The organism is Streptomyces sp. NPDC031365, assembly GCF_055569765.1.
Map to the genome: position 1 here is coordinate 20,019 of NZ_JBVIIM010000042.1, position 25,162 is coordinate 45,180.

Sequence of the window (25,162 nt, forward strand, 5' to 3'; positions counted from 1 at the left end):
TTTGACTCCACTTTCTGGTCAGCGGTTGGGAGGTCCGGACGAATGCCGGGCCGATGACCGGTGCCTTCCCCCGAGCGTGAGCCCGCGCCCTGGCGGACAGGTCCCGCCACCAGGGAGGATGCCCGTCATGGCCGCTGACCAGAACATCCTTCCCGCACGTTCCACCCACCCGATGCCCCTGGTCTTCGGTGCGGGAGCGGCCATCGGCGTCCTGGGCGGGATGATCGGCCTGGGCGGCGCAGAGTTCCGCCTGCCGCTGCTGATCAGCCTGTTCGGGTTCTCCGCGCTCTCCGCGGTCATCCTGAACAAGGCGATGAGCCTGGTCGTGGTACTGGTCGCGCTGCCCGCACGGCTCGCAGCGGTCCCCGCCTCCGCACTGGCCGCGCACTGGACGATCGCGGTCAACCTGCTGGCCGGGAGCCTGATCGGCGCTTGGGCCGGTGCGACGTGGGCGGTGCGGATGCGCAGCTCCACCCTCTATAAGGTGCTAGCCGCCCTGATGGTGCTCATGGCCGCGGCCCTGCTGGTCACCCACGTCACCACCCTCGGGACGCTGTCGCTGCCGCTGTGGGCGCAAGTGCCCCTGGGCATGGTCGCCGGGTTCGGCATCGGGGTGGTCGCCGCGATCATGGGCGTGGCCGGCGGCGAGCTGCTGATCCCGACGATCGTGCTGCTGTTCGCCGTGGACATCAAGACGGCCGGGAGTCTGTCCCTGCTGGTGTCGTTGCCGACCATGCTGGTCGCCTTCACCCGATACAGCCGGGACGGCAGCTTCGCGGTGCTGGGCGCCAACCGCCGCTTCACCCTGGTCATGGCCGCAGGCTCGATCGCCGGCGCGATGCTGGGCGGCCTGCTGGTCGGCGTGTTCTCGGACCTGGTACTCATCCCCGTGCTGGCCGTGATCCTGCTCGTCTCCTCGGCCAAGCTCGCACGTCACGACTAACGCGCTAACACTCCTTTACGCGAGGGAAGGCAGCACCGACAAAGTCGAAAGTGTGATCTCCACGCCAGGACCGTAGGGCGCATGGCTGTAGCGCTGGAAGCCCCACAGGTGTCGCGACTTGCGCGCTACACCGCGCGCTACACCTAGCCACCCAGTCGAAACGGTGTTCCATTTGTGCTGGATGGCGAGTTAAGGTCGCGTTCCGCGAGGATCTTGTACGGAGGTGGCCGGGATGGAAAACACCGCGCCCTCACGCCGAGGCCGCCCCTTGGGCCCTCAGGCCGCCGCAGGGGAACTTACGAGCCGCCAGGCAGCGATCGTTCGCTACATCACGGAGACCGTCCGCCGGCAGGGCTACCCCCCGTCGATGCGGGAGATCGGCCAGGCCGTGAAGCTCGCCAGCACGTCGTCGGTGGCCCACCAGCTGATGGCCCTCGAGCGCAAAGGAATCCTCTACCGCGACCCGCACCGTCCCCGGGCCTACCGGGTGAGGCCGTCGTGGGCACCCGAGTTGGGGGACCGTAGCGAGGCACCTGTCGACGTGCTGCTCGTGGGCCGGATCGCCGCCGGCGCACCCCTGCTCGCCCAAGAGATGGTCGAGGACGTCTACGCCATGCCCCGCCAGATCGTCGGCGACGGCGACCTATTCGCCCTGACGGTGTCCGGCGACTCGATGATCGACGCGTCGATCTGCGACGGCGACATCGTGACCGTCCGCCGCCAGGACAGCGCCGACCACGGAGACATCGTCGCCGCGCTCCTGGACGACGAAGCCACCGTCAAAGTGCTGCGCCGTCAGAAGGGGAAGGTGTGGCTGATGCCCCGCAACCCCGCCTACCAACCGATCCCCGGCGACCAGGCGCAGATCCTCGGCAAGGTCGTCGGCGTCCTGCGGCTTCTCTGAGCAGAAATCCCTTGGAGAAGAGCCGGTCGGTCATGCCACGCTGACTCCTACCGAAGGGGCGTAGCTCAGCTGGCCAGAGCGCCGGTCTCCAAAACCGGATGCCGCAGGTTCGAGTCCTGCCGCCCCTGCCAGACGAAGTCGGCGAAAATCCAGCGGGTTTCACCTCGTCGGCGTCACGCCGATCCCGACAGTGCTGATGATCTGTAGGCGGCTCCCTCAAAGTGGACCGCACCCTCGGACACCCCGGAGACCGCGTGAGTGAGAGCAGCGCCCACCCCCTCGGCATCGAGCCGCCCATCCCCCATCTCATAAGCGGCGCGGACGCGGAGGAACTCACAATCACCCTGGGGTTGGGGCTCGTGGCCCGGAAGGCCGCGGAGGCCGAGTACATCCTGCACGGGATCTACGTGCACCTCGTCGAAGCTGAGAAGGCCTACAGCGAACTGGCAGTCGCCACCGGCGGCAAGCTCGTACAGCAATGCCGAAAGGAGCTGGAAGCGGTCACTCTTTCCGCCTCGTGCAAGACGTCACTCGCCGAAGCCCTGGACGCTGCGGAGGAAGGATTCCGCCTACGCAACCGCTACCTGCACGGCTACTGGATCTACGACGACGAGTCCTACCAGTGGCTCACCTTGAAGGGAGCCCACCGCAGTGACCGTCCCGAGATCACTTTCATCAACAGCAGCGAAGTGTGGGAATTGGCCGAGCGCTTCCAGAAGCTCTGCTTCAGCCTGCTTCACTGGGACACTGCCCACTTCGGCGAGCCAGCCGACGACGAGGACGGCCACCAGGGCCTGGTCTCGCGCAAGCAGATCTGACGCTAGGCACGATACGGCTGGACGATCAGTTCGTGGGGCTGACGTTCGGACTGCTGGATGGCGTCTCTGCGTTTTGTAGGTCTGGACGACATCGATGACGTCTGGGGGCGCAGCAGCCCGCTGATCAGCCTTCGGCGGCACACACTCACGGTTCGACGCCACTCCACACCCTGCTAGTGCAAGAGTGGCGGTATGTGTGGTCGATACGCATCCACTCGCAGCCCGCAGGAACTGGCGCCGCTCTTCCAGGTGCCCGACGTCCCCGCGAAGGAGACGCTCGCGCCAAACTGGAACGTCGCCCCGACCAACGACGTGTGGGCCGTCCTCGAGCGCACACCCCGCGACGAAGAGGACTCCGGCAACGTGCAGCGGCAACTGCGGCCGCTGCGCTGGGGCCTGGTTCCGTCGTGGGCGAAGGACGTGAAGATCGGCGCCCGGATGATCAACGCGCGGGTCGAGACGGTGCACGAAAAGCCCGCGTTCCGTCGCGCGTTGACCCGCCGACGCTGTCTGCTGCCCGCCGACGGCTTCTACGAGTGGCAGCAGGCCAAGGACCCCGCCACCGGCAAGGTGCGCAAGCAGCCGTACTTCATCCATCCCGAGGATGACCAGGTGATGGCACTCGCCGGTCTGTACGAGTACTGGCGCGACCCGGCCGTGAAGCAGGACGACGACCCGGCCGCCTGGCTGATGACCTGCACCATCATCACCACCGAAGCCACCGATACGGCCGGCCGCATCCACCCCCGCATGCCGCTCGCCCTCACCCCCGACCACTACGACGCCTGGCTCGACCCCGCCCACCAGAGCCCCGACGAGCTGCGGGCCCTGCTCGGCCAGCCGGCCGGCGGGCACCTGGACGCCCGCCCCGTCTCCACCGCCGTCAACAACGTCCGCAACAACGGAGCCCACCTCCTGGACGAACTCACCCCCTGAAGGTGCTCAGGCAACTCCTGCGGAGGCGACTTCTGCTCAGGAAGCGAGCACGTCGCACGCCGGTATGGCACCGTAGAGCCAGGCTGGCTCCGCCGCTTCCCCCCGTAGTGACGGAGCCAGCTTCACTGCATCCCGGACTCTTCCGCGTCCCTGGGCCCGGGAAGCGCCTGTCGGAGATCGGTGTATAGGCGGATCCGTACGCCGGGCTGACCCGGATCCCGCGTCGCACACTCGGCCGCCGCCGTCCCCCACGTCCGGGCGACGGCGTCCTGGAAAGCCATCACAGTCGCTTCGTCGGCGCCCGCGACGTCGATGACGAGCAGGCCGGGTTCGGACAGGTGCACTTCTCGGATCGGGTCCACGTCTGGCAGTACGTGTTCGTGGGCGCCAGGGTTCTGTTCAGACTCCGGATTCACCTGACCGGGTGAGTTGTCAGTGGCGACGTCTACCGTCCCCTGCATGACCAGTTCGCCGAACGCTCCTGAGGGCGCATGGGTGTTGGAGGCCACCATCCGGACAGCGCCGGCCGCCGATCCTCAATGGCAGGAGCAACTCGACAGGCTCCGCGGAATCGCCTCGTACGACCCCGAGACCCAGACGTGGCGTGCCAGCCTCGGCGCCCTCGACCTGGCAGGCCTGCAACTGCTGCAGGCCCTCTTCGACACCGCGCGCGTCCACGGCACCGAGGTGCGCCTGACACCCGTGGCGGTCCCGGCGTACTGGGAGGGCCCGGCCTTCACGAGGGAGCCGGACGTGGATGCTCTGCTGGAAGCGCGGGCCGATCGCGGCCGGCCGCTCGGTCAGCTGCCGTTTGTCTGAGCAGCCCTCGCGGGTATCGGTCGGACTGGCGCGCTGGCCTGTACCTAGCATCCTGCACCGACCCCGGCGTCAGTTGCTTACCTTGAAGCGGCGGAACATGTCCGGGAGGAAATGCCGCAGAAGGGTCTGGGCGGCATCGAGACGCTTGAGTTCGTCGTGCCCAAAGCGGAACACCTCGTACCCTCTGAGCTTGAGATCTCGGTCAGCGGCAACCATGTCCGCGTACTTGCCTGTATCCGGAGTGCGCCCGCGGTCGCGGGTGTAGTGCTGGGATCCGTCGACCTCCAGGACGACACGCTGTCCATGTGGCAGCAGCAGGAAATCCATGCGGGAGCGCAGCAACGCCTCGGGGCCGCGCTCCTGAACAGTTCTATGGTCCCAGTGCAGCCACACCTCGGGCAGAAGAGCGGGATCCCCCGGCGAGGGCCCGAGGATCTGGTGGTAGGCAATGAAGAGATTCTTCTGGCCGTCCGAGTTGTCCGGCAGGCTCTTGAGGAGTCGTTGGTACAGGTCTCCTCTGGCCTCGGTGTCGCTGCTGATCTCGCGGGTGTCCTGCCACCAGGCATGCAGATCACGCCAGCGCAGGCCCTCGATGGGGATCTCACGGTCATAGACGAGGGTGTCGTCCGGGTTGCCTCCGACGATCTCGATGTCGTTGTCCACTGAGGACTGGAAGCGGATGTCGGGCTTGGTGAACGAGGCGAAGATGATGTTTTTCGGCCGCCGGTTGCCGGGCAGTCGCGTCGACACCAGGGTGAACACGGGATAGCCGCCATCGTTGCCGGTCACTCTCAACTCGACTCTAGCAGCGCGGAGATGACCGTTGATCGTGCTGACGGTTTTCTCCTGGAGGTGCTCGTCAAGGAGGACGTCCGCTGATACCAGGCCCTCGAGGAAGCGGGCGAGCCTGGCGTCTCCGGCTTCGAACGCCCCGAGGTTGTCGAAAAGGTCTTCCGTGGACCAGTCCCCGGGGTTGCGGAAGACGTGCCGCTCGATGCGGTCTCTCAGCGTCACCGGACGCATCCCGTTCAACAGCATGCCCTCCAGCTCCGTGAAGGAGAGGCCCGAGTCCTCGGCTATCCAGAATCGTTCGAGTAGCCGCATGAAACGGTCGTGGCGCTGGGCCAACTCCGACAGGTCGAGGGCGCGCGCCAGTTCACGGCGGGTCTTCTTGGGTATCTCGGGCGGTGCGTCCTCTTCCCACAGCAGGTCCTCGAGGCGGTAGCGCCGCGACGGACTCAGGTGGAGGTGGCTCTGTTCCAGGAGGCGTTGCGTGATGTGTGGCAGCTCGGCGTCGGGTACCTGGCTGAGACTCATCTCGATCCGCTCGCGCTTGCTGTCGGCGTCATCAGGGACCGGTGGCATCCCCAGCTGTGCGAAGGCCGGGTTCAGCTCCCGGTGCGTCAGGCTGCCAAGCCCCGCGACGACCTCGCCGACCAGTGCGCGCAGCGTTGAACGATCCCAGCTGTCGACCATGGGCAGATGGTCGCAGAAACCAAGTGGATCCGGCATCGGCACCCAAGCAATGGGCCATTACGTCGCACGACGTCCACGCGCGTCCTCTGTGGGTCCGCCTCCGTCCTGATGCCGGGCTGACGGGCGCCGGGAGCTGATGGCGAGGGTGGCGGGGTAGAGCACCTGGCGGCCATAGCGGACGCGGGCGTGATCGGCGACGGCTTCGACCGCGAGGGGTTTGTCGGCCGCCGAGTCGAGGGTGAGCTGCCGGGTGGCCTGGTCGGCGGGCCGAAGGGCGTCCGCGCGCAAGGCGATGCTGCGAACTCGGGCGCGCTGGAGACCGAGGGAGGTGTACACGGCGTACGCGGTGCGGGCCAGGAGCACGGTGTGCTGGGTGGCTTCGGACAGGGTCCGGCTGCGCCGGGTGCTGCTGGAGTCGGCGTAGCGGACCTTCAAGGTCACGCCCGCGGCAACCTGACCGGAGCCGCGCAGACGGGTGCCAAGGTCGTCGGCCAGGGCGAGCAGGACGCGCCGGTGGGCGGCCGGGTCGAGTTCGTCGCGGGCGAAGTGGTGCTCGGTACTGATGCTTGCCGGCGTCGGGGTGGGGTCAACGACCTGGGTGTCGCGGCCCTGGGCGTGCTCGTGGAGGGCACGTCCGGCACGGGCGCCGAACAGACGCTGCAGCGTGAGCTGGGGAACGTCGGCGACGTCGCCAATGGTGTGCAGGCCGTACTCGCCGAGCATCGCGGACGTCTTCGCGCCCACGCCCGGCAACTCCCTTACAGGGCGAGGCCGCAGGAACGCCATGACAGCCTCGGGGGAGTCGTCGATGACGGTACGCCGGCCGAGCGGGGTGAGGGCGCTGGCCATCACGGCGAGCATCCGGTTGCCTGCACACCCCGCAGCACTGGGCACGCCGAAATGCGCGAGCGCACGCAACTGGACCAGTTCGGTCAGTCCACGGGCGTCACGCTTCCAGTACGGAATTGCCCCGGTGAGGTCAAGCACAGCCATGTCCGGCTCGACCATCTGCACACGCGGCGCGATGTCCTCCAACAGGCGGCGCAGCCGCTCGGGGAGTTCGGCGTCGTAGTCGGCCGGGATGCCGAAGCGCAGATGGAGGATGCGGCGACCCATAGCGATCACCCTGCGCTTCCCTGGCTGCGGTGGCCGAGCCGCCGCAGGTCTGCCGAACGGGTGCCGGCGGGCTGGAGGTCGGCGTACGGGTGGAGCCGGGCTCCGGCGGTGCCGTCGGCAAGGGTGCGTTGCGGCGGCGCCGGTTGTGCCGGGGTGGGGGCGGGACCGGTGCGACCGAGTAGATCAAGGGCGGCTTGGGGGCCGTGGTCGCGGCGGGCCTGGGCCACCTCGTCTAGGTCCCAGACCATCTCGCCGACCACCGTGCGGCGCGCGCCACGGGCTTCCACGGTCCCGCGCACCACGAGGAGGCCGGAGTGGAACACGGTGTGCGCGACCCGCTCGTGGCTGTCCTCGAAGAATGCGATGTCGACCAGGCCGGAGCCGTCCTCCAGCGTCACGAAGATGACTCGCTTGCCGGACGCAATCGGCGGGGTCTGCGTGGATGCCCTCACTCCGGCGACGAGCACCTTCTGTCCGGGGATCATCGAGCGCAGGTGTGTGGCGTCCGTGGCACCGAGTTCGGTGAGCAGCCGGAAATGGTGCTCCATCAGGTGGTGCGTGACGTCGATCTGCAGCGTCTCCAGCTCCGCGGCGAGTTTGTCCCGGCTGGTCATCTCCGGCAGACCGCTCGGGGCGGCGGTCACCAGCTCCCCGCCCAGGGGCAGTTGCCCGCCGGTGGCGGAGCGGGCGCGAGACTGCCGGTGCAGCTCGGCAGCCTGCAGCAGCAGATCCCGCCGCGTGAGATCGCCCGCGAGCGGGCCGAGCGCGCCGATGCGGATCAGGCGCTGCGCGATCGGCAACGACGGGCGGGCGCGCTGCCATAGGTCCTGCAGGCCGGTGTAGGGCTGGCCGGCCACGAGGCGGGCGACCTCTGCTTCGCTGATGCCCTTCACGGTGGAGGCGGCGAGCCGTACGCCCCAGCCCTGCTCGGTCTGCTCGACCACGTGTGCCGCGCGGGAGTAGTTGATGTCGACGGGCAGGATCGGCACTCCGTGGCGGCGGGCGTCGGCGACGAGGACCCGGCGCGGCCACATCCCGGGGTCGTGCTCCAGGAGCCCCGCGTACAAGAACGCCGGGAACCGGGCCTTCAAGAAGGCACTCTGAAGTGCGGGAACAGCGAAAGCGACAGCGTGCGCGCGACAAAATCCGTAGGCGCCGAAGCTGGAGACGGTCTCCCATACCTCGTCCAGCACGGCCGTGCTGTAGCCGCGCTCGTCAGCCGTGCGACGGAACCAGTCCTCGACCTTCGGCAGCCGCTCGGGGTCGGCGAGGGCGCGGCGGGCGTACTCGCCGGCCGCGCGGTCGCAGCCCGTCAGCCGTGCGAAGATCGCGATGATCTGCTCATGCCAGATCACCACGCCGTACGTATCCGCGAGGATCGGCTCCAGGTCCGGGTGCGCGTACCTCGGCGCCGCGCCGTGCCGGGCCGCTATGAACAGCGCAGGCATCCCGCCCGCTACGGGTCCCGGCCTGAACAGCGAGATGTCGGCCACGACGTCCTGCATGTGTCTCGGCTGCAGCCGAGACAATAGATCTTGCTGACCAGGCGACTCGAGTTGGAACAAGCCCACGCTGTCGGACGCCTGGATGAGCTCGAAGGCCAGCCGGTCGTTCAGATCGACGTGATCGGGATTGTCGAGATCGAGGACCTGCCCAGTGGCACGACGGATCTCCGCGACCGCGTGCGCCATCGCACTCTGCATCCGGACACCCAGGACGTCCAGCTTCAGCAGGCCGTAGCCGCCGAGTTCAATGTCTTCCTTGTCGGCCTGCACCATCGGGTAGCCGGCCGGAGTCGGCTGCACCGGCAGCCGGTTCAGGAGCGACGCGTCGGACAGGATCACCCCGCAGGGGTGCATGGCATAGCCGCGGGGCAGCGCGTCCAGCCCCTCGGCGAGCTCCCACAGCGACCCGAACTTCTCTGCCTGCGCGGCGAGTTGCCGCAGCTCCGGCAACTCCGCCAGGGCCGCGCGGATATCCCGGGCCCGGATATGCGGGAAGCTCTTGGCGATCTCGCCCACGACCTGGGGCGGAATCCCGAGGGCCAGCCCGGTGTCCCGCAGGGCGTGTCTCGCCCTATAGGTCTCGGGCATGCCGGTGACCGCGGTCCGCTCCGTGCCGAACCGCTTGATGATCGCGTCGTACACCTCCAGGCGCCGCTCGGATTCCACGTCGAGGTCGATGTCCGGCAGCGACGTACGGCGCTCCGAGAGGAACCGTTCGAACAGCAAGTGGTGATCGAGCGGGTTGGCCGTGGCGACGAACAATGAATGGTTGACCATGCTCCCGGCGCCTGAGCCCCGGGCGGCGACCCGGATTCCCAGGTCCCGGGTATCCGCGACCACCTGGGCCACGGCCAGGAAGTACGCCTCGAACCCGAGTCGGCCGATGACCTGCAACTCGTAGTCGAGCTGTTGTACGGCGCGGGTGTCCGTGTCCAGGCTGCGGGCGACCATCCCGGCCTCGCATCGCTGTCGCAGCAGCCGCATCGCCGAACCCTGCCCGCCGGTCGCGCCCACGACGGACGGTTCGGGGAAGTGCGGTCTGCCCAGCCTGAGATCGGCCGGGGTGAGGGTGCAGGACTGGCCGGTGGCCTCGGTCTCGGCTAGCAGGCGTACGGCGCGGGCGGCGCCGTCGCCGACGGCGCGGGCGATCCGCTCGGCGGCCGCGGTCATGGCGGCCGGGTCCTTCAGCCAGCGCTCCCCGCCGTCAAGGTGCCGGTGGTCGACCGGCCGCAGCAGTCGGGCCGCGTCGAGCACGTCAGCCAGCCGGTGCTGTCCGGGGTCGGCGTAGCGGACCGCGTTCGTCAACACGGCGCGTACGGCGAGCTGGTCGGCCAGGCCCACGGTGCGCGCGGCCAGCCGCAGCGATCCCGCGCCGGTGCCCTGCCGGCCCAGGTACACGGTCTCCAGCCGCAGCCGCTCTCCGGCCAGCTCCCGCCACGGCGCGAGCAGCCGCTCGGCGACGTCGGGGCGACCGGCGGACAGGGCACGTACCGGTTCGGCGGTGGGACCGAGGAGCACCACCAGGTTGTGGTCGGCGTACTCGCGTAGTACTGGCCAGGACACGACCGGCGCCGCGCCGTCGGCCTCGGCGTGCGCGGCGGACACCAGGCGGCACAGCCGCGCCCACCCGGCCGCGTTCTGCGCGAGCAGGGTGATCCGCAGCGGCGGCTCGATCACGTGCGCGCCGCCGCGCACGGGTGTACGCGACCGTACGGCGGCCGGGTCTGGCGGGGTGAGCGGGGCCACGGCGACGTCGACGCCGAAGACGGGGCGGATACCGGCTGCCGCGGCGGCGGTGGCGAAGCGGACCGTGCCCGCGACGGTGTCCCGGTCGGTCAGCGCGAGCGTTGTCATCCCGCGCTCGGCGGCGCGCTGCACGAGGGCGTCGGGGAGAGAGGCTCCGTAGCGGGCGGCGTATCCGGAGGCGACTCGCAGATGAGTAAATCCACGTCCTCGCACCTCCCGTCTTTCGCGTGCCCCTCCCTGACCTTCGACCTCTCCAGGTATCCACCATAACCTTGATTCGTACAAGCGTGCGAACGGGTGAACTGATGCTGTCCCACGCCGCTCAGCGACCGCAAGGAGCGGGACGGCCTTGAATCAGCGGCCCGAGGCCTACGCGTGTGACTTCCATCTCACTTCGCGTTCTGATCCTGTAATACGGCCTGGTTCTCGGCGGAAGGGGTGAGGCCGGCGACCGTCCGGCCCGGAGAGGCCCAGACATGCCCCATACCCTCGATCACCTCGCGGTGCTTGCGGCGTTCGTCGTCCTCGCGACGATCACCCTCACCTCGTTCGCTCTCGACGCCGGCAACGAGCTCACCGAGCACCAGGCCCGCGTGCTGTCCACCGCACTGAGGACCATCGAGCACGTCGCGATCGCCTACGGCACCGTCCTGGCAGCCCAGGACACGCCGCTCACACTGGCCGCGAAGGCGGTGGCGCTCCTCCTCGGGTAGCGCCGCTGCACATGCACGGGCGCCGCGGCGGCCGGAGTCTGATCGTGTGGACTTTCCCGTCGACGTCGCACTCGCCGAACTCGTCCCGACCCTCCCGGTCGGGACGGGCTGGCGGTACGAGATGAAGTTCGACGGCCACCGGACCGTCATCTGGCGGGATGCGGACACCGTCCGGCTCCAGGCCCGCTCCGGGCGGGACGTCACGCCGGTCTGGTTGGACTTGGCCCTCGCTGCCCTCGACATGCTTCCGCCGCGGCTGGTCCTCGACGGCGAAGCAGTGATCTACGCCCACGGCAGGATCGACTTCCCGGCCGCGCAGTCGCGCGCCCTGTCCACCCCGGCCCGCGCGCGCCGCCTCGCCGAGGACCTGCCCGCCCATTTCGTGGCGTGGGACATCCTTCTCCACCCCGAGCACGGCGACGTCCGAGGACGGCCGTACGACGACCGCCGTGCCCTACTCGTCGACCTGCTGGACGCGTACGACGTCAAGCCGCCGATCCAGCTGGTCCCGATGACCGACGACCCCACGGTGGCCATGACCTGGTACCAACAACTCCCGGAGCAAGGAATTGAGGGCATCGTCGCCAAGCAGGCCACCTCCGTTTACAGGACCACAGGTCGGGTCTGGAAGAAGATCAGGCATGCCGAGACCGTGGAAGCCGAAATCGTCGGCTACACCGGGCCGGCCGCGCGACCGCGGGCACTCGCGGTCCGGCTCCCCGACGGGCGTGTGGCGCTTACGCAGTCGCTGAAGGCGCCGCTCGCCGCTCAGGTCGCGGTACACCTCGCGGCGAGCGGCCCGCCGCGCGGCATGCACACCCGGGAAGGGGAGCCCTACACCACCGCCGCTCCCGGACTGGTGGTTGAGGTTCTGGCCGGGACGACCCGGCACGCCGTGGTGACGGTGACCCGGCTGCGCAGTACGTGAACCACCGAGCCGTGAGACTCGGGCGCGAGGGACGCGACCATCACCCTGCGCGTCGATATCGTCCCCTGCGGAGTGGCGGATGTTGCCAGGCCGACGGTCATCCGACCGCCGGCCCGGCAACGACCTCCAAGGTGCCCTTCAACACCCGGAAGAAAGAGACGAACACGTGGGTACGGCGCGCCCGTCAGGCGGATCTGCGGAACTCGGGGGCGCCGACGCAAGTCCGATCGCCACGAGGAACATGGCAACGGTCGCGGCCGAGCCGATCGCCATGCCCAGGTCCCCCGTGGGCGGGACCGCCATGCTGCTCTTCTTCGTGAAGAGGAACACGGCGACGCCGACGACCGCCGCCACCATGAGGATGAGCAACAGGCCGGTGGTGATGGGGAAGACGGTCATCAGCCTGCCGGCATCTCCACCGGACCGACGGCGGCGTCGGTATCGAGCGCTTCGCTGAGCCCAGCAACCGCGCTCGTGTCCGTTTCCGCAGGTCGGAGGGATTGTCCTACCTGTGCTGTAGCTTCAAAGATGCCAGTCAAGGGTTTCTCCTACTGCCCGTTCACGAGGGGTGGGGGACCCGGGACGCGCCGAGAGCCCTGGGATGCGGCAGCCGCCAAGCAAAGTCCGCAGTTCCAGGGCTCTTTCGTCGTGATCAGAGTCCTGTGACACCCACGACGCTACCGGCAGGGTCTGACAATGGGCCGTCCGTGCCCGGCACGACACCGGAGAACCACGGCGTGCCGCTGTGCACCGAGGCCTGCTGCTGGCCGTCGTCACCACAAGTGACCGCCAGACCAGGCCATTCGTGCCACGAGAGCACGGAACGCCTGGGAGTCACGCAGGGGGATAACCCGGTGACGTGAGGCGTGCGCCTCGGGATGATGATGGTCCTGAGGTCACACGGGGTGGAGGAACCGATGCCACAGATGCAGCCGGCGGAGGCGCTGGCGACGTGTGAGAAGGCGTTGCGGAGCCTGATCGCCACGGTGTTGGCGAAGAAGCTGGGCAAGGACTGGGTCTCCCACGTGTTCCCCGAGGAGCGGGCGGTCAAGATCCGGGGGATCCGGGATGAAGAGGCCGGCCGACGCACACGACGCGGGGTCGCTTCGGTACCGAGCAGCGAGCTGGCGTACGCCCAGTTCTTCGACATCCTCGCCCTGCTGAAGAAGTACTGGGCGGACTTCAAGCCCGCGTTGGGCAATCAGAGCGAGACGTTGGGGCTGCTCAGCCGCTTCGAAGCACTGCGCAACTCCGTGGCCCACAGCCGGGATCTGCTTCCCTTCGAAGAGGAACTCCTGAGCGGCATCGCCGGGGAGATCCGGAACAGGGTGACCATCTATATGAGCAGTCAGGACCCGACCGGGGACTACTTCGCGCGGATCGACAGCGTCACGGACAGCCTCGGGAACTGCATCGACAGCTTCCCGCCGGACCCCATGGAGCACGGGGTCTCGCTTCGGACCGGAGCGGTGCTGCACCCAGGCAACACGATCACCTTCCGGTGCCGCGGTACCGACCCCCAGGGCCGTGACCTCACGTGGTGGGTCCTTCCGACCCGCGACACGGACAACCCCCGCTACACGGGCCGAGATCTCGACATCTCCTGGCGCGTCAGCAGTACCGACGTCGCCGCGCGCCGGGACGTCCACATCTACATGAAAAGCAGCGGCCCCTACCACCGGGTCAACACCGGGACGGACGGCTTCGACTACTGCGCCACGTTCATCTACACCATCCTCCCCGGCGAGGACTGCGCGCACGCGACGTCCTGAGGCACCGGCGAGGCCTTCGACCGGCTCGCGGATCTTGCCGCACGGGGACTGTCCGGGTGGGGACCGCAGAGGTCTAGGACGCGGCCGTCTTCGTCTGCTGGCGGTGGTGCTTGAGCTTGTCGCGGGCCGCCGTACGTTCGTACCCGTCGACCCCTTTCCAGAAGCTGTGGCAGAGGATCAGGGTGACGAGTTCGAGTTCACGTGCCCGCAGTGCGGCGATGCGCTGCTGGTCCGCCGGATCCCAGCCCGGGGAAGCAGGGCGGGAGGAGGCGCGCCATGCACCATCAGGGGTGGTCCACGCGGGCAGCGGCTCCAGGGACCAGGGCTGTTTCTTGAGCAGGGGCTTCAGCTCGCCTCGTACCTCGTCAAGCTCGTCCTGGGCCTCGATGAGGTCCTGCGGGAAGTCGTACGTCTCGTCCTTCTGCGCCACGCCTTAACGGTACTGCCGTTCGAACGCCGAGCCCTGTACCTCAGAATCGTCACGAACTCCTGACGTTTTCTGTATCGTCAGGATTGCCTGACGGCTCCACTGGTCGTCATCGAGTCGAGGAGGGGTCATGGGCTGGCTGTACGCGGAGGGTGAGAACGAGAGCGAAGGCGGCGACCACGAGGGATGGGTGGTGGCCGTGCTGTCGGACGGAACGGACGGCGAGAAGGACACGTTCGACGATGCCGAGGAGACCTGGGCGCGGCGCGTGAACTGGGCGTGGTCCTACAAGTACGACGGCAAGGAGGGACGACGGAAGGCGCAGGGCTTGCGCGTCATCTGCTACTGCGGGTGGCGGGGAGCCCGTCGCCCGGTCAACTTCGCCGACCCCGACGCATGCGACGTACAGCTGAAGCAGGAGTGGGAGCGGCACTGCGAGATCAGCATGTCCCGCATGCTGACGCAACGCCTGCAGCGGCTCACCAGCGACCTGGTCGTTGCCTTCGACGAGTTGACCGGCACCTTCAACAACGGCAGCGAACCCGCACGTCCTCTTCTCGCCGCCTACGCGGCCACCACTCTGCTGATGGACGTCGAGGCGTGGCAGAGGGACGCCGTGCGCGCGGCCAGGAAGGGCGGCTTCTCCTGGGACGAGATCTCCGGCCCGCTCATGATGAGCAAGCAGAGCGCACACGAGAAGTTCGCCAAGCACATGGAGGCGGACACGGAAGAGACGCCGTGAACGGACGCTGCCCGAATCAGCAGTCCGAGGTGAAGCGTGCGGCTCTCAGCGAGTACGCGTGTCCGTGTAGGACTTGATCCGTTCGCCGTCGTGGCCCATCAGCACCGCCAGCTGCTGGCCCGCCCACAGGGCGAGGGTCAGGGCTACTTCCCGCGCGTCCTCCACCTCCTGGCCCTCTCGCAGGTACAGCAGATAGGGCGCCGCGATCCGGAGAAGGCGCGCCTGTGAGCCAGGCCCGGCCGGGCGGGCGGCGAAGTCCTCGGCAACCACCGACATGATCTCCACCGTGGTGGGGCCGGCCGGGTGCGCGTGCTGCTGGGCCTGGCTCACCTCGTCACCGTGGTCACGCAGCCAGTCGTCGAACCGGTCCCGGTCCTGGCCGAGTTGTTGGTACACGTAGGCGACCAGTTCGCATGCCAGCCATTCGGTCAGCAGCAGCGAGTCCTCCCGCAGGGAGTCGGCAGCGTGCCAGCACTTCAGCGCGGCGGTCAGGGAGTTGTACATCTCCCAGTTGGCGGGCGGCTGGCCTTCCTCATCATGGTGAGCTGCCACATCGAGTGCAGTCGCCCGGATCAGCGAGAAGGCAGTGCCGCGCGGCACGGGTCGGATGGTGGTCTCAGGCATCGCTGCCCTCCTGTACTGCAGTGGTGGGCATGAAGACGTCCGGGCGGCCCGCCATGTAGGTCACGACTGCGTCCGGTACCTCGCGGCTGGGGACCGGCCCGACGACGGAGGCGGGCTCCAGGGCCTCCTGAGCGGTCAGAAGCTGCGCCAGAGCCTCGCCAGCCCCGGCCGGACCCGTCACCGCCACCCGCACCTCGTACGCGCCCCTGGGGCGCTGCGAGGGCGTCTGGCGGACGCCGTGGCTAGTGCCAGGACGGCCCGCATCAACGGTGTCCGCCATGCGCCGCAGGCACAACCAGAGTCGATCGGCCGTGCCCGGAGACCACGGTGTGCGCAGTGCGCCGGTGGCCGGGTCCAGCTCGCCGCGCCACTGCGCGTATCGACCGGCTACGGAGTTGTCCCAGGTACGCCGGTAGGAGTGCCATGTGATCGGCGACTGTGACGGCGCGGGCTCCAACTGGACGGGGTGACCGAGCTCGCCCAACCTCGCGATGACGTCTCCCAGCGGGCCCCAGGCCGCGCGCCGGCGGCCCTTGAAGGCCCGCTCCAACTTCCGCCTGCCGTCCTCCGGCGTCAGCGCGTCGGCTGGGGCGCCCTGCATACGAGGTCCGGCCAGCCGGACCAGCATGTTCAGCAGCTTCTTGCCGTTCTCGTCCACGGCGTGCACCCGGGCCGCCAGCGGTGGCCTCTTGCGGCCGGACGGTGTGGGCTCGGCTTCCATCACCTCCACCCACACCACCGCCAGCGGGCCGCCCTCGAGGAGACCGCGTGCCCAGGCCGCGTTCTCCGCACGGCGTTCGCGCAGCTCGATCTGGTAGTCGACGACCGTCGCGATCCGCCAGCACATCGGGCACAGGTGTCGGCCGCGCCGCTCCGACAGCGGCAGCTGGCAGTTCGCCCCGCAGTCCGTGCACACCCGGACCGTCGCCGACCGGCGCGCTTCCGCGGCCGCCAGCTGCCCGCCGGTGGCCTTCGTCGGCCGCGACTCCTTCACGGCGTACAGCGCGATCTCGGTCCCCTTGTCGCGGAAGTCGCGGCCGGTCACGTAGCCGCGGACCGGGCCGACCGGCTCGCGGGGGAGGTCGGCCCGGCTCAACTGGGTCTTGGAGGCCAGGGACCACGGGACCTTGTTCCAGCGGGGGTACCAGACCGGCTCCTGCGGTTTCTGGTCCGGCGTCAGCTGCTGCTCCGTCACGCTGCGTCTCCTCTACGGGGGTTGGGCGGCGTCCTCGGCATCGCCGTCTCCTAGGAGGACGGTAGCCGTTCGACGCCCACCACGCAAGCGCGCTTAGGGCTGTGACCAGTGCTTTTCTAGTTTGCAAACTTGGTACGGAGACTGGCACGGAGCGCGGCTGCGGCGTCGATCCCGCGATCCAACCCGCCCCGCCACACATCACCAACCGTGGTCACGTCGCTGGCGAGCCGGGCGTACTCCCTCAGCGGGTCCGGCAAGTCGTCCAGGTCGTCATAGAACCGGGCTGGCACCATCCCCGGGTGCCGGTCTCGCCACGCCAGCAGCGCCTCGATCGACTTCGCCGACGTGTGCCAGCAGGCCGCGTACACCTTCCGCGCCAGCGGCTGAGGTAGCCGCAGCGGCACCGACTTGGGGTAGCCGCCATCGCGCGACCCGGGCCACCGCCCTGGGTCCATCGCCTCTCCCGGGACCGGCGGCCACCGCCGGTCCCACCAGCCGCGGGCCCTCAACTCCAACTCGATACCGTGTATGGCGAGCACATCGACCGTGTCGAGCAGCTCGCCGGCCTTCCGCAGCCGCTCCAGCTCACCCCGCCGCGAGGCCCGCACCTTCTTCGCATCCTGACGACTCAGGCCTGCCACACTCCACCGATCGTCGCTCTCAAGTTCCGCCCGGTACTTCCTCTGCGCCTTCAGCTCTTCCGTCAGGCGCTCCCGCGTCTCCAGACGGACCTTCGCGGTGACCTGATGCTTACCCAGCTTCTCCATGCGCTCATCATGGCATTCCTAGTTTGCAAACCTCATCACTCACGCGGCGCGAAGCGACGCGGGGAGGGGGTGCGCCTCAACCCGGACCCGCTCCGAACTTCCACCCGCCGCGTCGGCGCAACGCGCCAATGATCACTCCGCACCCGAACCCGCCCCGGCGCCGCCAGCGCCCTCCACCAGCACGACAGCGGCCCGTCGGCCGCGGACCTTCAGCCGACCGACCCCACACGGTGGGGCGTGGAGACCGCGCCGGACATGCGGACCGCGTCGGCACTGACCAGCGCGTGTATCGACCGCTGTGCGCCGTGCCAGCAGTCCCTGGCGGCCAAGCTCCTCGAGGAGGAGGCGATCGTCCTCGCAGTGCTGGCCGGGTCACCTCTGCACCCTGCAGGCCGAGAGCGAGCCGGACGCGGGCGGCCTGGCCTCCCGGGCCACGCAGCTCTTCTTCGGGCTCGTCGTCGAACTCGGTCGTGCCCTCCAGAACCGCGGCCTGTGCAGGGCCTGCAGGACAAGGGGCTGCTGAGGAGCGACTTCCGGGGCGACCCTCTCGACGAGCTGCTCGAGCGCTTCACGGAGTCCTCCGACGCGGCGAAGGATCTCGCGGGTGCGCTCCACGGCAGGCCGAGCAAGGCGCACTCCGCCGTCGGGCACCTCGCGTACAGGGAAACGCCCGAAGAACAGGAGTCGGCGACGGGGGGCTGAGCCCGCCGGTTCGGCGGGTGTGATCGTCTGCGGACGGTGTGGAGCGGAGGCCGGGGCCCGGCCTCCGTGCTGTCGGCTGCTGATCGCCCCCTGCGGCAACCCGGCCCGTCAACTCACATCACAAGGCTGCCAATAATGAGTGAGATTCTCAAAAAACATAGTGACTTTCCTCAATTGAATGAGTGGATTCTGATATCATGCTGGGGAGTTGAGTGTTTTAGGAGGGTGAGTGAGTCAGTCGCCGCAGGAAGAGCGGGCGATCAGCGCGACCGCAGCGCGGAACAGCCTGTACTCGCTGGTCAAGCTCGTCGAAGAGGAGGGGCGCACCACGGTGATCACCAAGCACAAGGTGCGCGCTCTGCTTGCTCCGCTGGACCGGTTCCCGGCAGCCCGGAAGACCGATGCCTTCCCGGCCCACGTGCTGAGCTCGGCACAGAAGGACCTCGGTGACCTCGTGACGCTGGCAGCGCAGGGCAAACCGCAGGTCCTCCTTCGCAACACCACGCCGGTCGCGGTACTGCTCCCCGCCGACCCCGCTTCAAGTGCCCTCTCATCCGACACGGCCGCGCACCCCGGCGCGGCGACCGCAGGAGGTGCGGTGAACAGCCAAGGCAACCAGGACCGCAGCAGCGCGCCGCGCAGGCTCGCCACGCTGGGCGACGCCATCGGTTCCGTACTCACCGACGGCCCGGTCGGCGGAGCCCTGTTCGGGCTGCCCGGCCTGGACGCCGCGACGGGCGGTCTGCAGCCGGGCCGGCTGACGCTCGTGGCGGCCGCCCCGAACGTCGGCGGGAGCCTGCTGGGTCTTGCCGCCGCACGGCAGACCGCGCTCGTCGACCGCCACACGGTCCTTTACGCGGCGTCCGGACCCAACAGGGACGACATTTTCCGCCGGATCATCTCCGCCGAGTCCGGCGGCGACTACCCGCGCCTGAAGCAGGGCCGCCTCACCGAGCAGGAGCAGCAGGTCGCCCGGCAGGTGGTCCAGGCGGGCGACCTGCTGATGATCGATGACGGCACCAACCTGACGCCCGAGGACATCGCGGAAACCGCGCCGCACATGGAGGGCCTGGCCCTCGTGGTCGTGGACCGCCTCCAGGCCGCCCACAGCGCCCGCCTCCCGCTGTCCGGAGAGCGTCTCCCGGATGCCTCCCAGGTCCTGGCTGGCCTCGCACGCACCCTGCACGTACCGGTCCTCGCCGTCGTGGACAGCGACGACCCCACGATCCTGGCACTCCTGGACGCCGACGTCGTTGTGACGCTCACCGCGACCGCCGACCTGGGCAAGGTCCAAGTGACGGTCACTGAACGCGACTTCGGCACGATCGGCTCGGCATACCTGCAGCCCGACCTGCTCCACGCCCGCTTCCTCGACGCAGGAACCGGACCCACCGACCGCGCCCACAGCCCGGCGGGCCCAGGTCTCGCGCCCGGCACCGGCGGAACGGGAACCGCGGCGCTGGAACTGGCAGAAGCCGCCCTTCCCTACACATCCGGCGGACACCAGGGGATCCCCGCCGCCCTCACCCACGAGCTGGCGGCATGGCGGACCGCAGTCGCAGGCGGCGACCAGGACGCCCTCAAGGAGATCCTGCCGTCGCTGCTCCAGGCCGCCGCAGCGGTATCGGAGATGCCGGACACTCACGAAGGGCACCGCCTCGCCGCCGCACTGCGGCCCTTCACCACGCCCATGTCCGCCGACACTGCCGGAAGCGCCGGTCAGGGCGCTGCTGCCGGTGCCCCTGTGCACGCCCCGGCAGCCAGCGGCCAGGGACAGGATGACGTAACGGAAGACGAGGAAGACGGCGAGGACGGTCTGGCGCCGGGGGACGAGGAGGACGAGCCCGAGGGCCACGTCTTCCCGGCCCTGAAGATCCTCAAGGACGCGGTCGGCCGCTCGAAGATGCACCCGATCCCCGTCATCCGCACCGAGGCCCGCGACAGCGCCCCGTGGACTCTGATCAGCGAGCACATGGACGGCGAGCCCCGCTGGGTCCACCCCGACGTCACCGCCACCCGTGTTCCCCACATCCGGGCGAACGGAAAGCGCGTCCGGCGCGACCAGCTCGACGTGCCCGACTCCTTCGGAGAGGGCGTGCTGTGCCTGATCGACCGCAACGGCAGCTTCCCCTCCGCCTGTTCGGCCGTCCCCCTTGCCCCGAACAAGCTCCTGCACACCGGCCCGCTCGACGCGTACGACAAAGCCGGAGCCGGCATCTACCTCATCGACATCCCGGAGTGGAACCGCACCGACATGCCGCACCCCCTGGGGCGGATCATCGACCGACCCGACGAGAACGGCCGCGTCTGGGTCACCACCCCCCACATCAAGCAGCTGGAGAAACTCGTCCGGGCGGGCCACCTCGCCGCCATGCCGACCATTCACGACTCCTGGACCGGTAGGGCCAACGAAACTCTCTTCAAGCCCTTCTACGAGGCCACCCGCAAGGCCCGGACCGAGCTCGTCCAGGTCGGCGGCGACCCCTACAAGGCGTACAAGACCCGGCTGTCCATCGCGCTGCGCCTGCTGTGGCCCAAGCGCGCCGAACAGCGCTCCCCGTTCTGGCGCCCGGACTGGCGCATGAGCATGGTCGCCGAGGCCTCCGTCCGCCACTGGACTGTCGCCTTCAAGGCCGTCCAGGAAGGGCACACCCTCGTCGCGCTGCGCAACGTCGACCAGGCCATCTTCTGGACTCCGCCCGGCACACCCCCGTCCACCTACCGGATCGGCACCGGCTTCGGCGAAGTGAAGCGCAAGTTCGTCCAGCCCGGCCAGATCATCCCCGAAGGTGACGACTGATGGCTGGCCCCACAGGCCGCGGCAACTCCCTGGGCGCCGCCCTCAACGATCTCCTGCGCTCCCAGGTCACCCCCCGCCACCGGCTGTCCTCGTACACCGCCAAGCACTGGCACGCCCAGCTCAGCCAGCTCACCGCCACCCACCGGGGGCAGCAGGCCCTGGAGGACGCCGGTCTCCACGTGACGACCAAGACCCTCATCAACTGGCTGTCCGACGCCGAGTACAACATCCGCCGCAGCTACCGCGACATCATCCACACCGCGTACGAGAACACGGCCATCGTCCCCGCCGACCTGATCCCCGACCACATCAAGCGGGGCCAGTACGAGATCAGCGGCGTCGTCAAAACCGGCGACGACGAACGTACGCGCGGCACCCCGGACGCCGCACCCCTGCGCATCGACGGCAGCCGGGGCCACTGGGACGAGATCGAGGAGCTCTGGCTCGCCGGCGAACTCACCGACGACGAGTTCGAGGACCACTTCATCGACGACGTCATCGTCGAGGACATCGGCGAAGGCACCGACGGATGGGAGTTCCCCGGCGCCTCGTACTCCGTCGAAGTCCGGTAGCAGCAGGCACGCAGCAGTCGAACCAGCCGTCGCAGCAAGGGAATCCACAGCATGAGCCACCCCCCGGAACGGCGGAAGTTACCGCTGATCGCCGTGTACACAGAGACGGCCGTGAACGCCGAGCAGCGTGTGACCGAGCTTCTCGGCACCCCGGGCGCGAGCCCGGCTGAGGTACACAGGTGGCGAGGACCCAGGTCCGATCAGCCGAGCGCTCGCGCCTCTTCCTCCTCGAGGACAGGGAGCGGTCCCGCGCAACGTGCGAAGGAACGCGGGACCGCAAATTCCGGCCGTCCTGTCCGAGCCGGGCACTCGGACCGTACGACGCCCACCCCCCGGACGCACGCCCGACGCTCCATGCGGGGGACCACCGCACCAGCGTCCTCGTCGGTCAGTCACGCCGTCGCAGATTTTGTGTTCAGTGTGGGGTGATCAGTGGATCGCCCGTCACGGGGCTCTTGGCCCGATAGGGGTCGGTGAGCAGGTTCTGCGTTGCCCATTGGGCTCGCCAGCGTGCGGCGGCCGGACTCGGGGCACGCCCGCCCGTGTAGAGCACGGGTGTGCCGTCCGCGCGTTGCCAGTCGAGCGACCAGCGCCATAGTCCCAGCCTCGCGGCCTGGCTCCATAGCGGGCGTGAGTCGAACGGCGCCGGGTCGATCTTGGTCCACACCAGGAGGTCGGTTCCCGGCACGGGGACTCGCGAGCTGGCACAGATGTGGTCGGCTCCGGGGGCCTGCCACAGCAGAGGGGCGGGCAGCACGTCCACCGCCGACAGCTCTGCCGCGTACGCGATCAGGTCAGCAACGTCCCAGACCAGGGCCAGTCGCCGGGGGCTTCCAGCAGTAGCACGTCCACGGCGTCGCCGACCCGGTCGTCGTCCAGCCGCCTCTCGGCCTCGTACTCCGCCATCGTCCGCGCCTGGAATTCACGGCGTCCGGCTGCCGCCTCCTCCACCAGTTCCAGCGCCACCGCCACCATCTCGCCGCTCACCGACAGCGCGATCCCCAGCTCCCGCAGATGCTCCGGCGCTAACTGTTCCAGCAGGCTCTGCAGGTGGCCGGCGACCGCCGTGTTCACTGCGCTCAATGGAGGCCGTTCGAAGTTGGGAACCTCCGGGTGGCCCCACAGGTGGGCCAGCTTCCACAGCTCCAGCAACTCGCGGACGTCGACCAGGCCATCCAGCTCCTCGGCGTAGGCCAGGGCCGCGTCGACCACAGCGAGGGTGGCCTCGCTGCGCTCTGCGTTGACGTGACCGGCGAACCGGCACAACGCCGCCGACCGGCCGCCGACCGGACCCAGCACCACGCCGGCACTCTCGAACCTCTTCGCCATGCCGCCTTCCCAGTCACGGTCAGCCGACTGTCACGGTCCATGACCCGTGTTGGTCGGCCCCGGCCGCAGGATGCGAGATCTGCTGCAAGCCTTTGGCATCCCGGACAAGTCTGGCACGGTCCGATCCGGCAGGGGGCTCGCCCGGGCAACCCGTGGCGGAGTGTGCCGCGGCAAGGCTGTTGGTCGGGCTGATGACAATCGGCGAAGGCGCCGACGCCGACGTGTTCAGCCTCGTCGGCGCGGAGTGAGACCGGCCATGAGGTCGAGACGCCAAGAGATCAGCGTCGTGCGTCAACCACGGGTGCTGCATGCGAGCCTCGCCGAAGGGTGAGAGCGCGCTGTTCCCCGGCATGCGCCGGCCGGACAGAACTACGCTGGCACGGTGACCCTCTTGGCTCCCCAGATTGCCCAGCTGCCCGTCGATCCATCGTTGATTAGCCTCGCTTACCATCACGAACACCCCGTCCAGGCGTACGAGTTCGAGAACACGCTGGAGGTGTGGACGGTGTCCGCCCGGATCGACGCGGACGTCCTGGCGGAGGACCTGGCCGCCTACAGCGAGATGGACCAGGAGTCGCTGGACGCGGTGCAGGACGTCACGGTGGGCAGGATGTCGTTCGTGCGGGTGCGGATGTTCGGCCCGGACCATCCCTTCGAGGCGATGGACTCCTACACCGGGGACGTCTCCCGCATCGGCGAGGTGGTGCTGGACGTTGCTGACGGCCGATGGGAGCCGGCCTTCGAGGCCGCGCTTGCGCACCCCGTCGGTGACCTGCTCGTCATGGACCGGGTCATCCTGGAACCACCGTGGCGCGGACTGGGTCTGGGCCCGGTATTGGCAGGTGCCGCTATCCGCCGCCTCTCGCAAGGTTGTGTCGCGGTGGCGTGCGAGCCGGGATCTGCCGACGGCCGCGAGTTGACCGAAGACCAGCATCGCGAAGCCGCCGCCAAATTGGGCCGCGTATGGGAGCGGATCGGCTTCGAGCCCTTCCAGGAGGGTGTGCACATCCTGGACTGCCACCTGCAGCGGCCCCAGGATCTCCTTGCCGAACGTCAGGAGGAGTTCAACGACCTGTGCCGCGCCTGGCGGGAGCACCACCAGCCGTAGGGTTCACGATTCACGCCCGGGACGTCGGCCCTGGTCGTCCAGATCTGTTGCGGCAGGCTGGAGTCGTCCGGATACGGCGCCCGCCCTCCGACGCCGGGGCGCCAGTGCGTTCGGCGTCGTGGCTGGCTCCGCCACCAGCGTCGGCCCCAGTGCGCTGCAAGCACTCCGGGGGTCAGCCGAGCGAGTCCTCGGACGTGAGCGGCGTACCGTGCCTCGGCGTAGGCCACGACGTCGGGGGAGGGCCGAATGCGCGACGAGCGGCCCCCACGTGCAGAGCGGCGAGGGCAGCGTTGGCGCTACCACCAATCACGGCACCGAAACCGAGCGGTGCAATTTGGCCGAGCACAACGATTCCCTCTTTGGTCCCGTACTTCGTGAAGAAGTTCTCTCCCATGATCCCGTTGAGCTGATGCAGCCTCGCGACAGAAACCTTGGCGACCACCTGCCGTCCCCAGTGCGGTCCGGTACGCGCGGCGATCCTGGGAATGGTGGCTGAGCCGATCCCGTCGAGCACGATTCCCCTCACGATCGTTCGCAGGCGCTCGTCCTCGTCGTCGACTCCGTGGACTTCGGCGATCGAGACCACGAAAAGGGTGTTCAGCTGAAGAGACGAGAGAGCCTCACCTGCCGAGACGGATCCCGTGCTGAGGCCGGGCGCGGCGGCAGCTGCTCCAGTTACGGCGCCTCTCCCGGCAAGGGCCCTGATGTACTTCCACTCCAGGTCGCGGATGACCTGTGCTGGTGTCGCATCCGGGTTCCGCCGTCGGGCCCGAGCGATGCTCTTGCGCGCCAGGGGGAGCTGGGCGTCGATTGCCTGGTTCAGGCGCTCGAGGACCTGTTGCCCACGTGGGGCTGCTTCCGGAACCGGTCCGTCGAGGGCACCTGCCACCATGCTCTGAACTCCCTAGATCGCCACGTACCGACGAAGTGTCCCACCCCGATCAGCCGAGCGGTTCTCACGCCAGGCGGACCAAGTCGTCAACCACAACTGGAAGAGCAGTACGGGCGGTTACGCCGCGCTCACCGGGCCGCACGCGGAGCCTCGCGCCTCTCACGGCCTCCGACGCCACCGCTTCCTCCGTTCCCGCCGCCGGGACCAGGAGAGGACGACCAGCGCTCGGCCCTGGGCCAGTGGCTGCGCAGCGTCCGACGCCGCCGTAACTGACAACTGGGGACCAGGCCGTTGTCGCCGACTAACCGTCCCGTCGAGCAGGAGCGCC

At 68.9% G+C, this 25,162-nt stretch carries 24 protein-coding genes and 1 tRNA gene; 14 read left to right on the forward strand and 11 right to left on the reverse strand.

Going from position 1 to position 25,162, the window contains the following annotated elements; genetic code table 11:
• The first annotated feature begins 127 nt into the window (after positions 1 to 127).
• The 5 genes from ACZ5C2_RS35855 (at position 128) to ACZ5C2_RS35875 (ending at position 3,601) form a co-directional block, all read left to right on the forward strand.
• Entirely contained in the window at positions 128 to 943 is an 816-nt protein-coding gene (locus tag ACZ5C2_RS35855; protein WP_468800767.1) for a sulfite exporter TauE/SafE family protein, read from the forward strand.
• Between the two features lie 232 nt (positions 944 to 1,175).
• A complete protein-coding gene (gene lexA, locus ACZ5C2_RS35860) occupies positions 1,176 to 1,847 on the forward strand; it encodes a transcriptional repressor LexA (protein ID WP_468800769.1) in 672 nt (223 codons plus the stop codon).
• Between the two features lie 54 nt (positions 1,848 to 1,901).
• A tRNA-Trp gene (locus ACZ5C2_RS35865) sits at positions 1,902 to 1,978 on the forward strand.
• Positions 1,979 to 2,101: 123 nt separating this feature from the next.
• On the forward strand, positions 2,102 to 2,665 hold the full coding sequence (locus ACZ5C2_RS35870; protein WP_468800771.1) for a hypothetical protein: 564 nt from the start codon (positions 2,102 to 2,104) through the stop codon (positions 2,663 to 2,665).
• Between the two features lie 192 nt (positions 2,666 to 2,857).
• The gene (locus ACZ5C2_RS35875; protein WP_468800773.1) at positions 2,858 to 3,601 is read left to right on the forward strand and encodes an SOS response-associated peptidase; all 744 of its coding nucleotides are present in this window, start codon (positions 2,858 to 2,860) and stop codon (positions 3,599 to 3,601) included.
• Positions 3,602 to 3,723: 122 nt separating this feature from the next.
• On the opposite strand, the gene ACZ5C2_RS35880 is transcribed toward ACZ5C2_RS35875, so the two are convergent.
• Entirely contained in the window at positions 3,724 to 4,062 is a 339-nt protein-coding gene (locus ACZ5C2_RS35880; RefSeq protein WP_468800776.1) for a DUF6207 family protein, read from the reverse strand.
• Between ACZ5C2_RS35880 and ACZ5C2_RS35885 the strand changes: the two genes are divergently transcribed.
• Positions 4,061 to 4,420, forward strand: coding sequence for a hypothetical protein (locus ACZ5C2_RS35885; RefSeq protein ID WP_468800779.1), 360 nt, complete (start codon positions 4,061 to 4,063; stop codon positions 4,418 to 4,420). The genes ACZ5C2_RS35880 and ACZ5C2_RS35885 overlap by 2 nt on opposite strands.
• A gap of 69 nt (positions 4,421 to 4,489) precedes the next feature.
• Here the strand turns inward: ACZ5C2_RS35885 and ACZ5C2_RS35890 are convergent, their stop codons facing one another.
• Genes ACZ5C2_RS35890 through ACZ5C2_RS35900 form a run of 3 tightly spaced genes read right to left on the reverse strand, consistent with a single transcriptional unit; the run spans position 4,490 to position 10,476 of the window.
• On the reverse strand, positions 4,490 to 5,896 hold the full coding sequence (locus tag ACZ5C2_RS35890; RefSeq protein ID WP_468800781.1) for an AbiJ-related protein: 1,407 nt from the start codon (positions 5,894 to 5,896) through the stop codon (positions 4,490 to 4,492).
• A gap of 57 nt (positions 5,897 to 5,953) precedes the next feature.
• Positions 5,954 to 7,012 carry a DNA polymerase Y family protein gene (locus ACZ5C2_RS35895; protein WP_468800784.1) on the reverse strand — a complete coding sequence of 353 codons (1,059 nt, stop codon included), beginning with the start codon at positions 7,010 to 7,012 and terminating at the stop codon, positions 5,954 to 5,956.
• A gap of 5 nt (positions 7,013 to 7,017) precedes the next feature.
• The gene (locus ACZ5C2_RS35900; protein ID WP_468800787.1) at positions 7,018 to 10,476 is read right to left on the reverse strand and encodes a DNA polymerase III subunit alpha; all 3,459 of its coding nucleotides are present in this window, start codon (positions 10,474 to 10,476) and stop codon (positions 7,018 to 7,020) included.
• A gap of 263 nt (positions 10,477 to 10,739) precedes the next feature.
• Here ACZ5C2_RS35900 and ACZ5C2_RS35905 point away from each other — a divergent pair, with 263 nt between their 5' ends.
• Entirely contained in the window at positions 10,740 to 10,976 is a 237-nt protein-coding gene (locus ACZ5C2_RS35905) for a hypothetical protein (RefSeq protein WP_468800790.1), read from the forward strand.
• Positions 10,977 to 11,022: 46 nt separating this feature from the next.
• Positions 11,023 to 11,904, forward strand: a complete 882-nt coding sequence (locus ACZ5C2_RS35910; RefSeq protein WP_468800792.1) for an ATP-dependent DNA ligase — start codon at positions 11,023 to 11,025, stop codon at positions 11,902 to 11,904.
• 138 nt (positions 11,905 to 12,042) lie between these two features.
• Here the strand turns inward: ACZ5C2_RS35910 and ACZ5C2_RS35915 are convergent, their stop codons facing one another.
• Complete coding sequence (locus tag ACZ5C2_RS35915) at positions 12,043 to 12,303, reverse strand: hypothetical protein (protein WP_468800795.1); 261 nt, start codon at positions 12,301 to 12,303, stop codon at positions 12,043 to 12,045.
• 518 nt (positions 12,304 to 12,821) lie between these two features.
• Between ACZ5C2_RS35915 and ACZ5C2_RS35920 the strand changes: the two genes are divergently transcribed.
• A complete protein-coding gene (locus ACZ5C2_RS35920) occupies positions 12,822 to 13,676 on the forward strand; it encodes a hypothetical protein (RefSeq protein WP_468800798.1) in 855 nt (284 codons plus the stop codon).
• 73 nt (positions 13,677 to 13,749) lie between these two features.
• Here the strand turns inward: ACZ5C2_RS35920 and ACZ5C2_RS35925 are convergent, their stop codons facing one another.
• Positions 13,750 to 14,106 (reverse strand): hypothetical protein, encoded by a 357-nt coding sequence (locus ACZ5C2_RS35925; protein ID WP_468800801.1) that lies wholly within the window; start codon positions 14,104 to 14,106, stop codon positions 13,750 to 13,752.
• 127 nt (positions 14,107 to 14,233) lie between these two features.
• Here ACZ5C2_RS35925 and ACZ5C2_RS35930 point away from each other — a divergent pair, with 127 nt between their 5' ends.
• Positions 14,234 to 14,845, forward strand: coding sequence for a hypothetical protein (locus ACZ5C2_RS35930; RefSeq protein ID WP_468800804.1), 612 nt, complete (start codon positions 14,234 to 14,236; stop codon positions 14,843 to 14,845).
• Positions 14,846 to 14,890: 45 nt separating this feature from the next.
• Here ACZ5C2_RS35930 and ACZ5C2_RS35935 read toward each other — a convergent pair whose 3' ends face one another.
• From ACZ5C2_RS35935 to ACZ5C2_RS35945, 3 genes are all read right to left on the reverse strand, one after another.
• Positions 14,891 to 15,469 carry a hypothetical protein gene (locus ACZ5C2_RS35935; protein WP_468800806.1) on the reverse strand — a complete coding sequence of 193 codons (579 nt, stop codon included), beginning with the start codon at positions 15,467 to 15,469 and terminating at the stop codon, positions 14,891 to 14,893.
• Entirely contained in the window at positions 15,462 to 16,664 is a 1,203-nt protein-coding gene (locus tag ACZ5C2_RS35940; RefSeq protein WP_468800809.1) for a hypothetical protein, read from the reverse strand. Before ACZ5C2_RS35940 ends, ACZ5C2_RS35935 begins: the two co-directional genes overlap by 8 nt.
• A 116-nt stretch (positions 16,665 to 16,780) precedes the next feature.
• Complete coding sequence (locus ACZ5C2_RS35945) at positions 16,781 to 17,431, reverse strand: hypothetical protein (protein WP_468800812.1); 651 nt, start codon at positions 17,429 to 17,431, stop codon at positions 16,781 to 16,783.
• A gap of 492 nt (positions 17,432 to 17,923) precedes the next feature.
• Between ACZ5C2_RS35945 and ACZ5C2_RS35950 the strand changes: the two genes are divergently transcribed.
• From ACZ5C2_RS35950 to ACZ5C2_RS35960, 3 genes are all read left to right on the forward strand, one after another.
• Positions 17,924 to 18,133 (forward strand): hypothetical protein, encoded by a 210-nt coding sequence (locus ACZ5C2_RS35950; protein WP_468800815.1) that lies wholly within the window; start codon positions 17,924 to 17,926, stop codon positions 18,131 to 18,133.
• A gap of 229 nt (positions 18,134 to 18,362) precedes the next feature.
• The gene (locus ACZ5C2_RS35955; RefSeq protein ID WP_468800816.1) at positions 18,363 to 20,933 is read left to right on the forward strand and encodes a DnaB-like helicase C-terminal domain-containing protein; all 2,571 of its coding nucleotides are present in this window, start codon (positions 18,363 to 18,365) and stop codon (positions 20,931 to 20,933) included.
• On the forward strand, positions 20,933 to 21,505 hold the full coding sequence (locus ACZ5C2_RS35960) for a hypothetical protein (RefSeq protein WP_468800818.1): 573 nt from the start codon (positions 20,933 to 20,935) through the stop codon (positions 21,503 to 21,505). Before ACZ5C2_RS35955 ends, ACZ5C2_RS35960 begins: the two co-directional genes overlap by 1 nt.
• 789 nt (positions 21,506 to 22,294) lie before the next feature.
• On the opposite strand, the gene ACZ5C2_RS35965 is transcribed toward ACZ5C2_RS35960, so the two are convergent.
• Complete coding sequence (locus tag ACZ5C2_RS35965) at positions 22,295 to 22,834, reverse strand: hypothetical protein (protein ID WP_468800821.1); 540 nt, start codon at positions 22,832 to 22,834, stop codon at positions 22,295 to 22,297.
• 391 nt (positions 22,835 to 23,225) lie between these two features.
• On the opposite strand from ACZ5C2_RS35965, the gene ACZ5C2_RS35970 reads away from it, so the two are divergent.
• A complete protein-coding gene (locus ACZ5C2_RS35970; protein WP_468800823.1) occupies positions 23,226 to 23,942 on the forward strand; it encodes a hypothetical protein in 717 nt (238 codons plus the stop codon).
• Positions 23,943 to 24,114: 172 nt separating this feature from the next.
• Here ACZ5C2_RS35970 and ACZ5C2_RS35975 read toward each other — a convergent pair whose 3' ends face one another.
• On the reverse strand, positions 24,115 to 24,834 hold the full coding sequence (locus ACZ5C2_RS35975; protein ID WP_468800826.1) for a hypothetical protein: 720 nt from the start codon (positions 24,832 to 24,834) through the stop codon (positions 24,115 to 24,117).
• Positions 24,835 to 25,162 lie beyond the last annotated feature (328 nt).

Excerpts from the sequence above, each read along its gene's own strand:
- ACZ5C2_RS35975 (WP_468800826.1), bottom strand. The coding sequence starts at position 24,834 with ATGGTGGCAGGTGCCCTCGACGGACCGGTTCCGGAAGCAGCCCCACGT.
- ACZ5C2_RS35855 (WP_468800767.1), top strand. The coding sequence starts at position 128 with ATGGCCGCTGACCAGAACATCCTTCCCGCACGTTCCACCCACCCGATG.
- ACZ5C2_RS35915 (WP_468800795.1), bottom strand. The coding sequence starts at position 12,303 with ATGACCGTCTTCCCCATCACCACCGGCCTGTTGCTCATCCTCATGGTG.
- ACZ5C2_RS35920 (WP_468800798.1), top strand. The coding sequence starts at position 12,822 with ATGCCACAGATGCAGCCGGCGGAGGCGCTGGCGACGTGTGAGAAGGCG.
- ACZ5C2_RS35935 (WP_468800806.1), bottom strand. The coding sequence starts at position 15,469 with ATGCCTGAGACCACCATCCGACCCGTGCCGCGCGGCACTGCCTTCTCG.
- ACZ5C2_RS35880 (WP_468800776.1), bottom strand. The coding sequence starts at position 4,062 with ATGCAGGGGACGGTAGACGTCGCCACTGACAACTCACCCGGTCAGGTG.
- ACZ5C2_RS35905 (WP_468800790.1), top strand. The coding sequence starts at position 10,740 with ATGCCCCATACCCTCGATCACCTCGCGGTGCTTGCGGCGTTCGTCGTC.
- ACZ5C2_RS35890 (WP_468800781.1), bottom strand. The coding sequence starts at position 5,896 with ATGGTCGACAGCTGGGATCGTTCAACGCTGCGCGCACTGGTCGGCGAG.
- ACZ5C2_RS35930 (WP_468800804.1), top strand. The coding sequence starts at position 14,234 with ATGGGCTGGCTGTACGCGGAGGGTGAGAACGAGAGCGAAGGCGGCGAC.
- ACZ5C2_RS35960 (WP_468800818.1), top strand. The coding sequence starts at position 20,933 with ATGGCTGGCCCCACAGGCCGCGGCAACTCCCTGGGCGCCGCCCTCAAC.
- ACZ5C2_RS35945 (WP_468800812.1), bottom strand. The coding sequence starts at position 17,431 with ATGGAGAAGCTGGGTAAGCATCAGGTCACCGCGAAGGTCCGTCTGGAG.
- ACZ5C2_RS35885 (WP_468800779.1), top strand. The coding sequence starts at position 4,061 with ATGACCAGTTCGCCGAACGCTCCTGAGGGCGCATGGGTGTTGGAGGCC.
- lexA (WP_468800769.1), top strand. The coding sequence starts at position 1,176 with ATGGAAAACACCGCGCCCTCACGCCGAGGCCGCCCCTTGGGCCCTCAG.
- ACZ5C2_RS35875 (WP_468800773.1), top strand. The coding sequence starts at position 2,858 with ATGTGTGGTCGATACGCATCCACTCGCAGCCCGCAGGAACTGGCGCCG.
- ACZ5C2_RS35895 (WP_468800784.1), bottom strand. The coding sequence starts at position 7,012 with ATGGGTCGCCGCATCCTCCATCTGCGCTTCGGCATCCCGGCCGACTAC.
- ACZ5C2_RS35965 (WP_468800821.1), bottom strand. The coding sequence starts at position 22,834 with ATGGCGAAGAGGTTCGAGAGTGCCGGCGTGGTGCTGGGTCCGGTCGGC.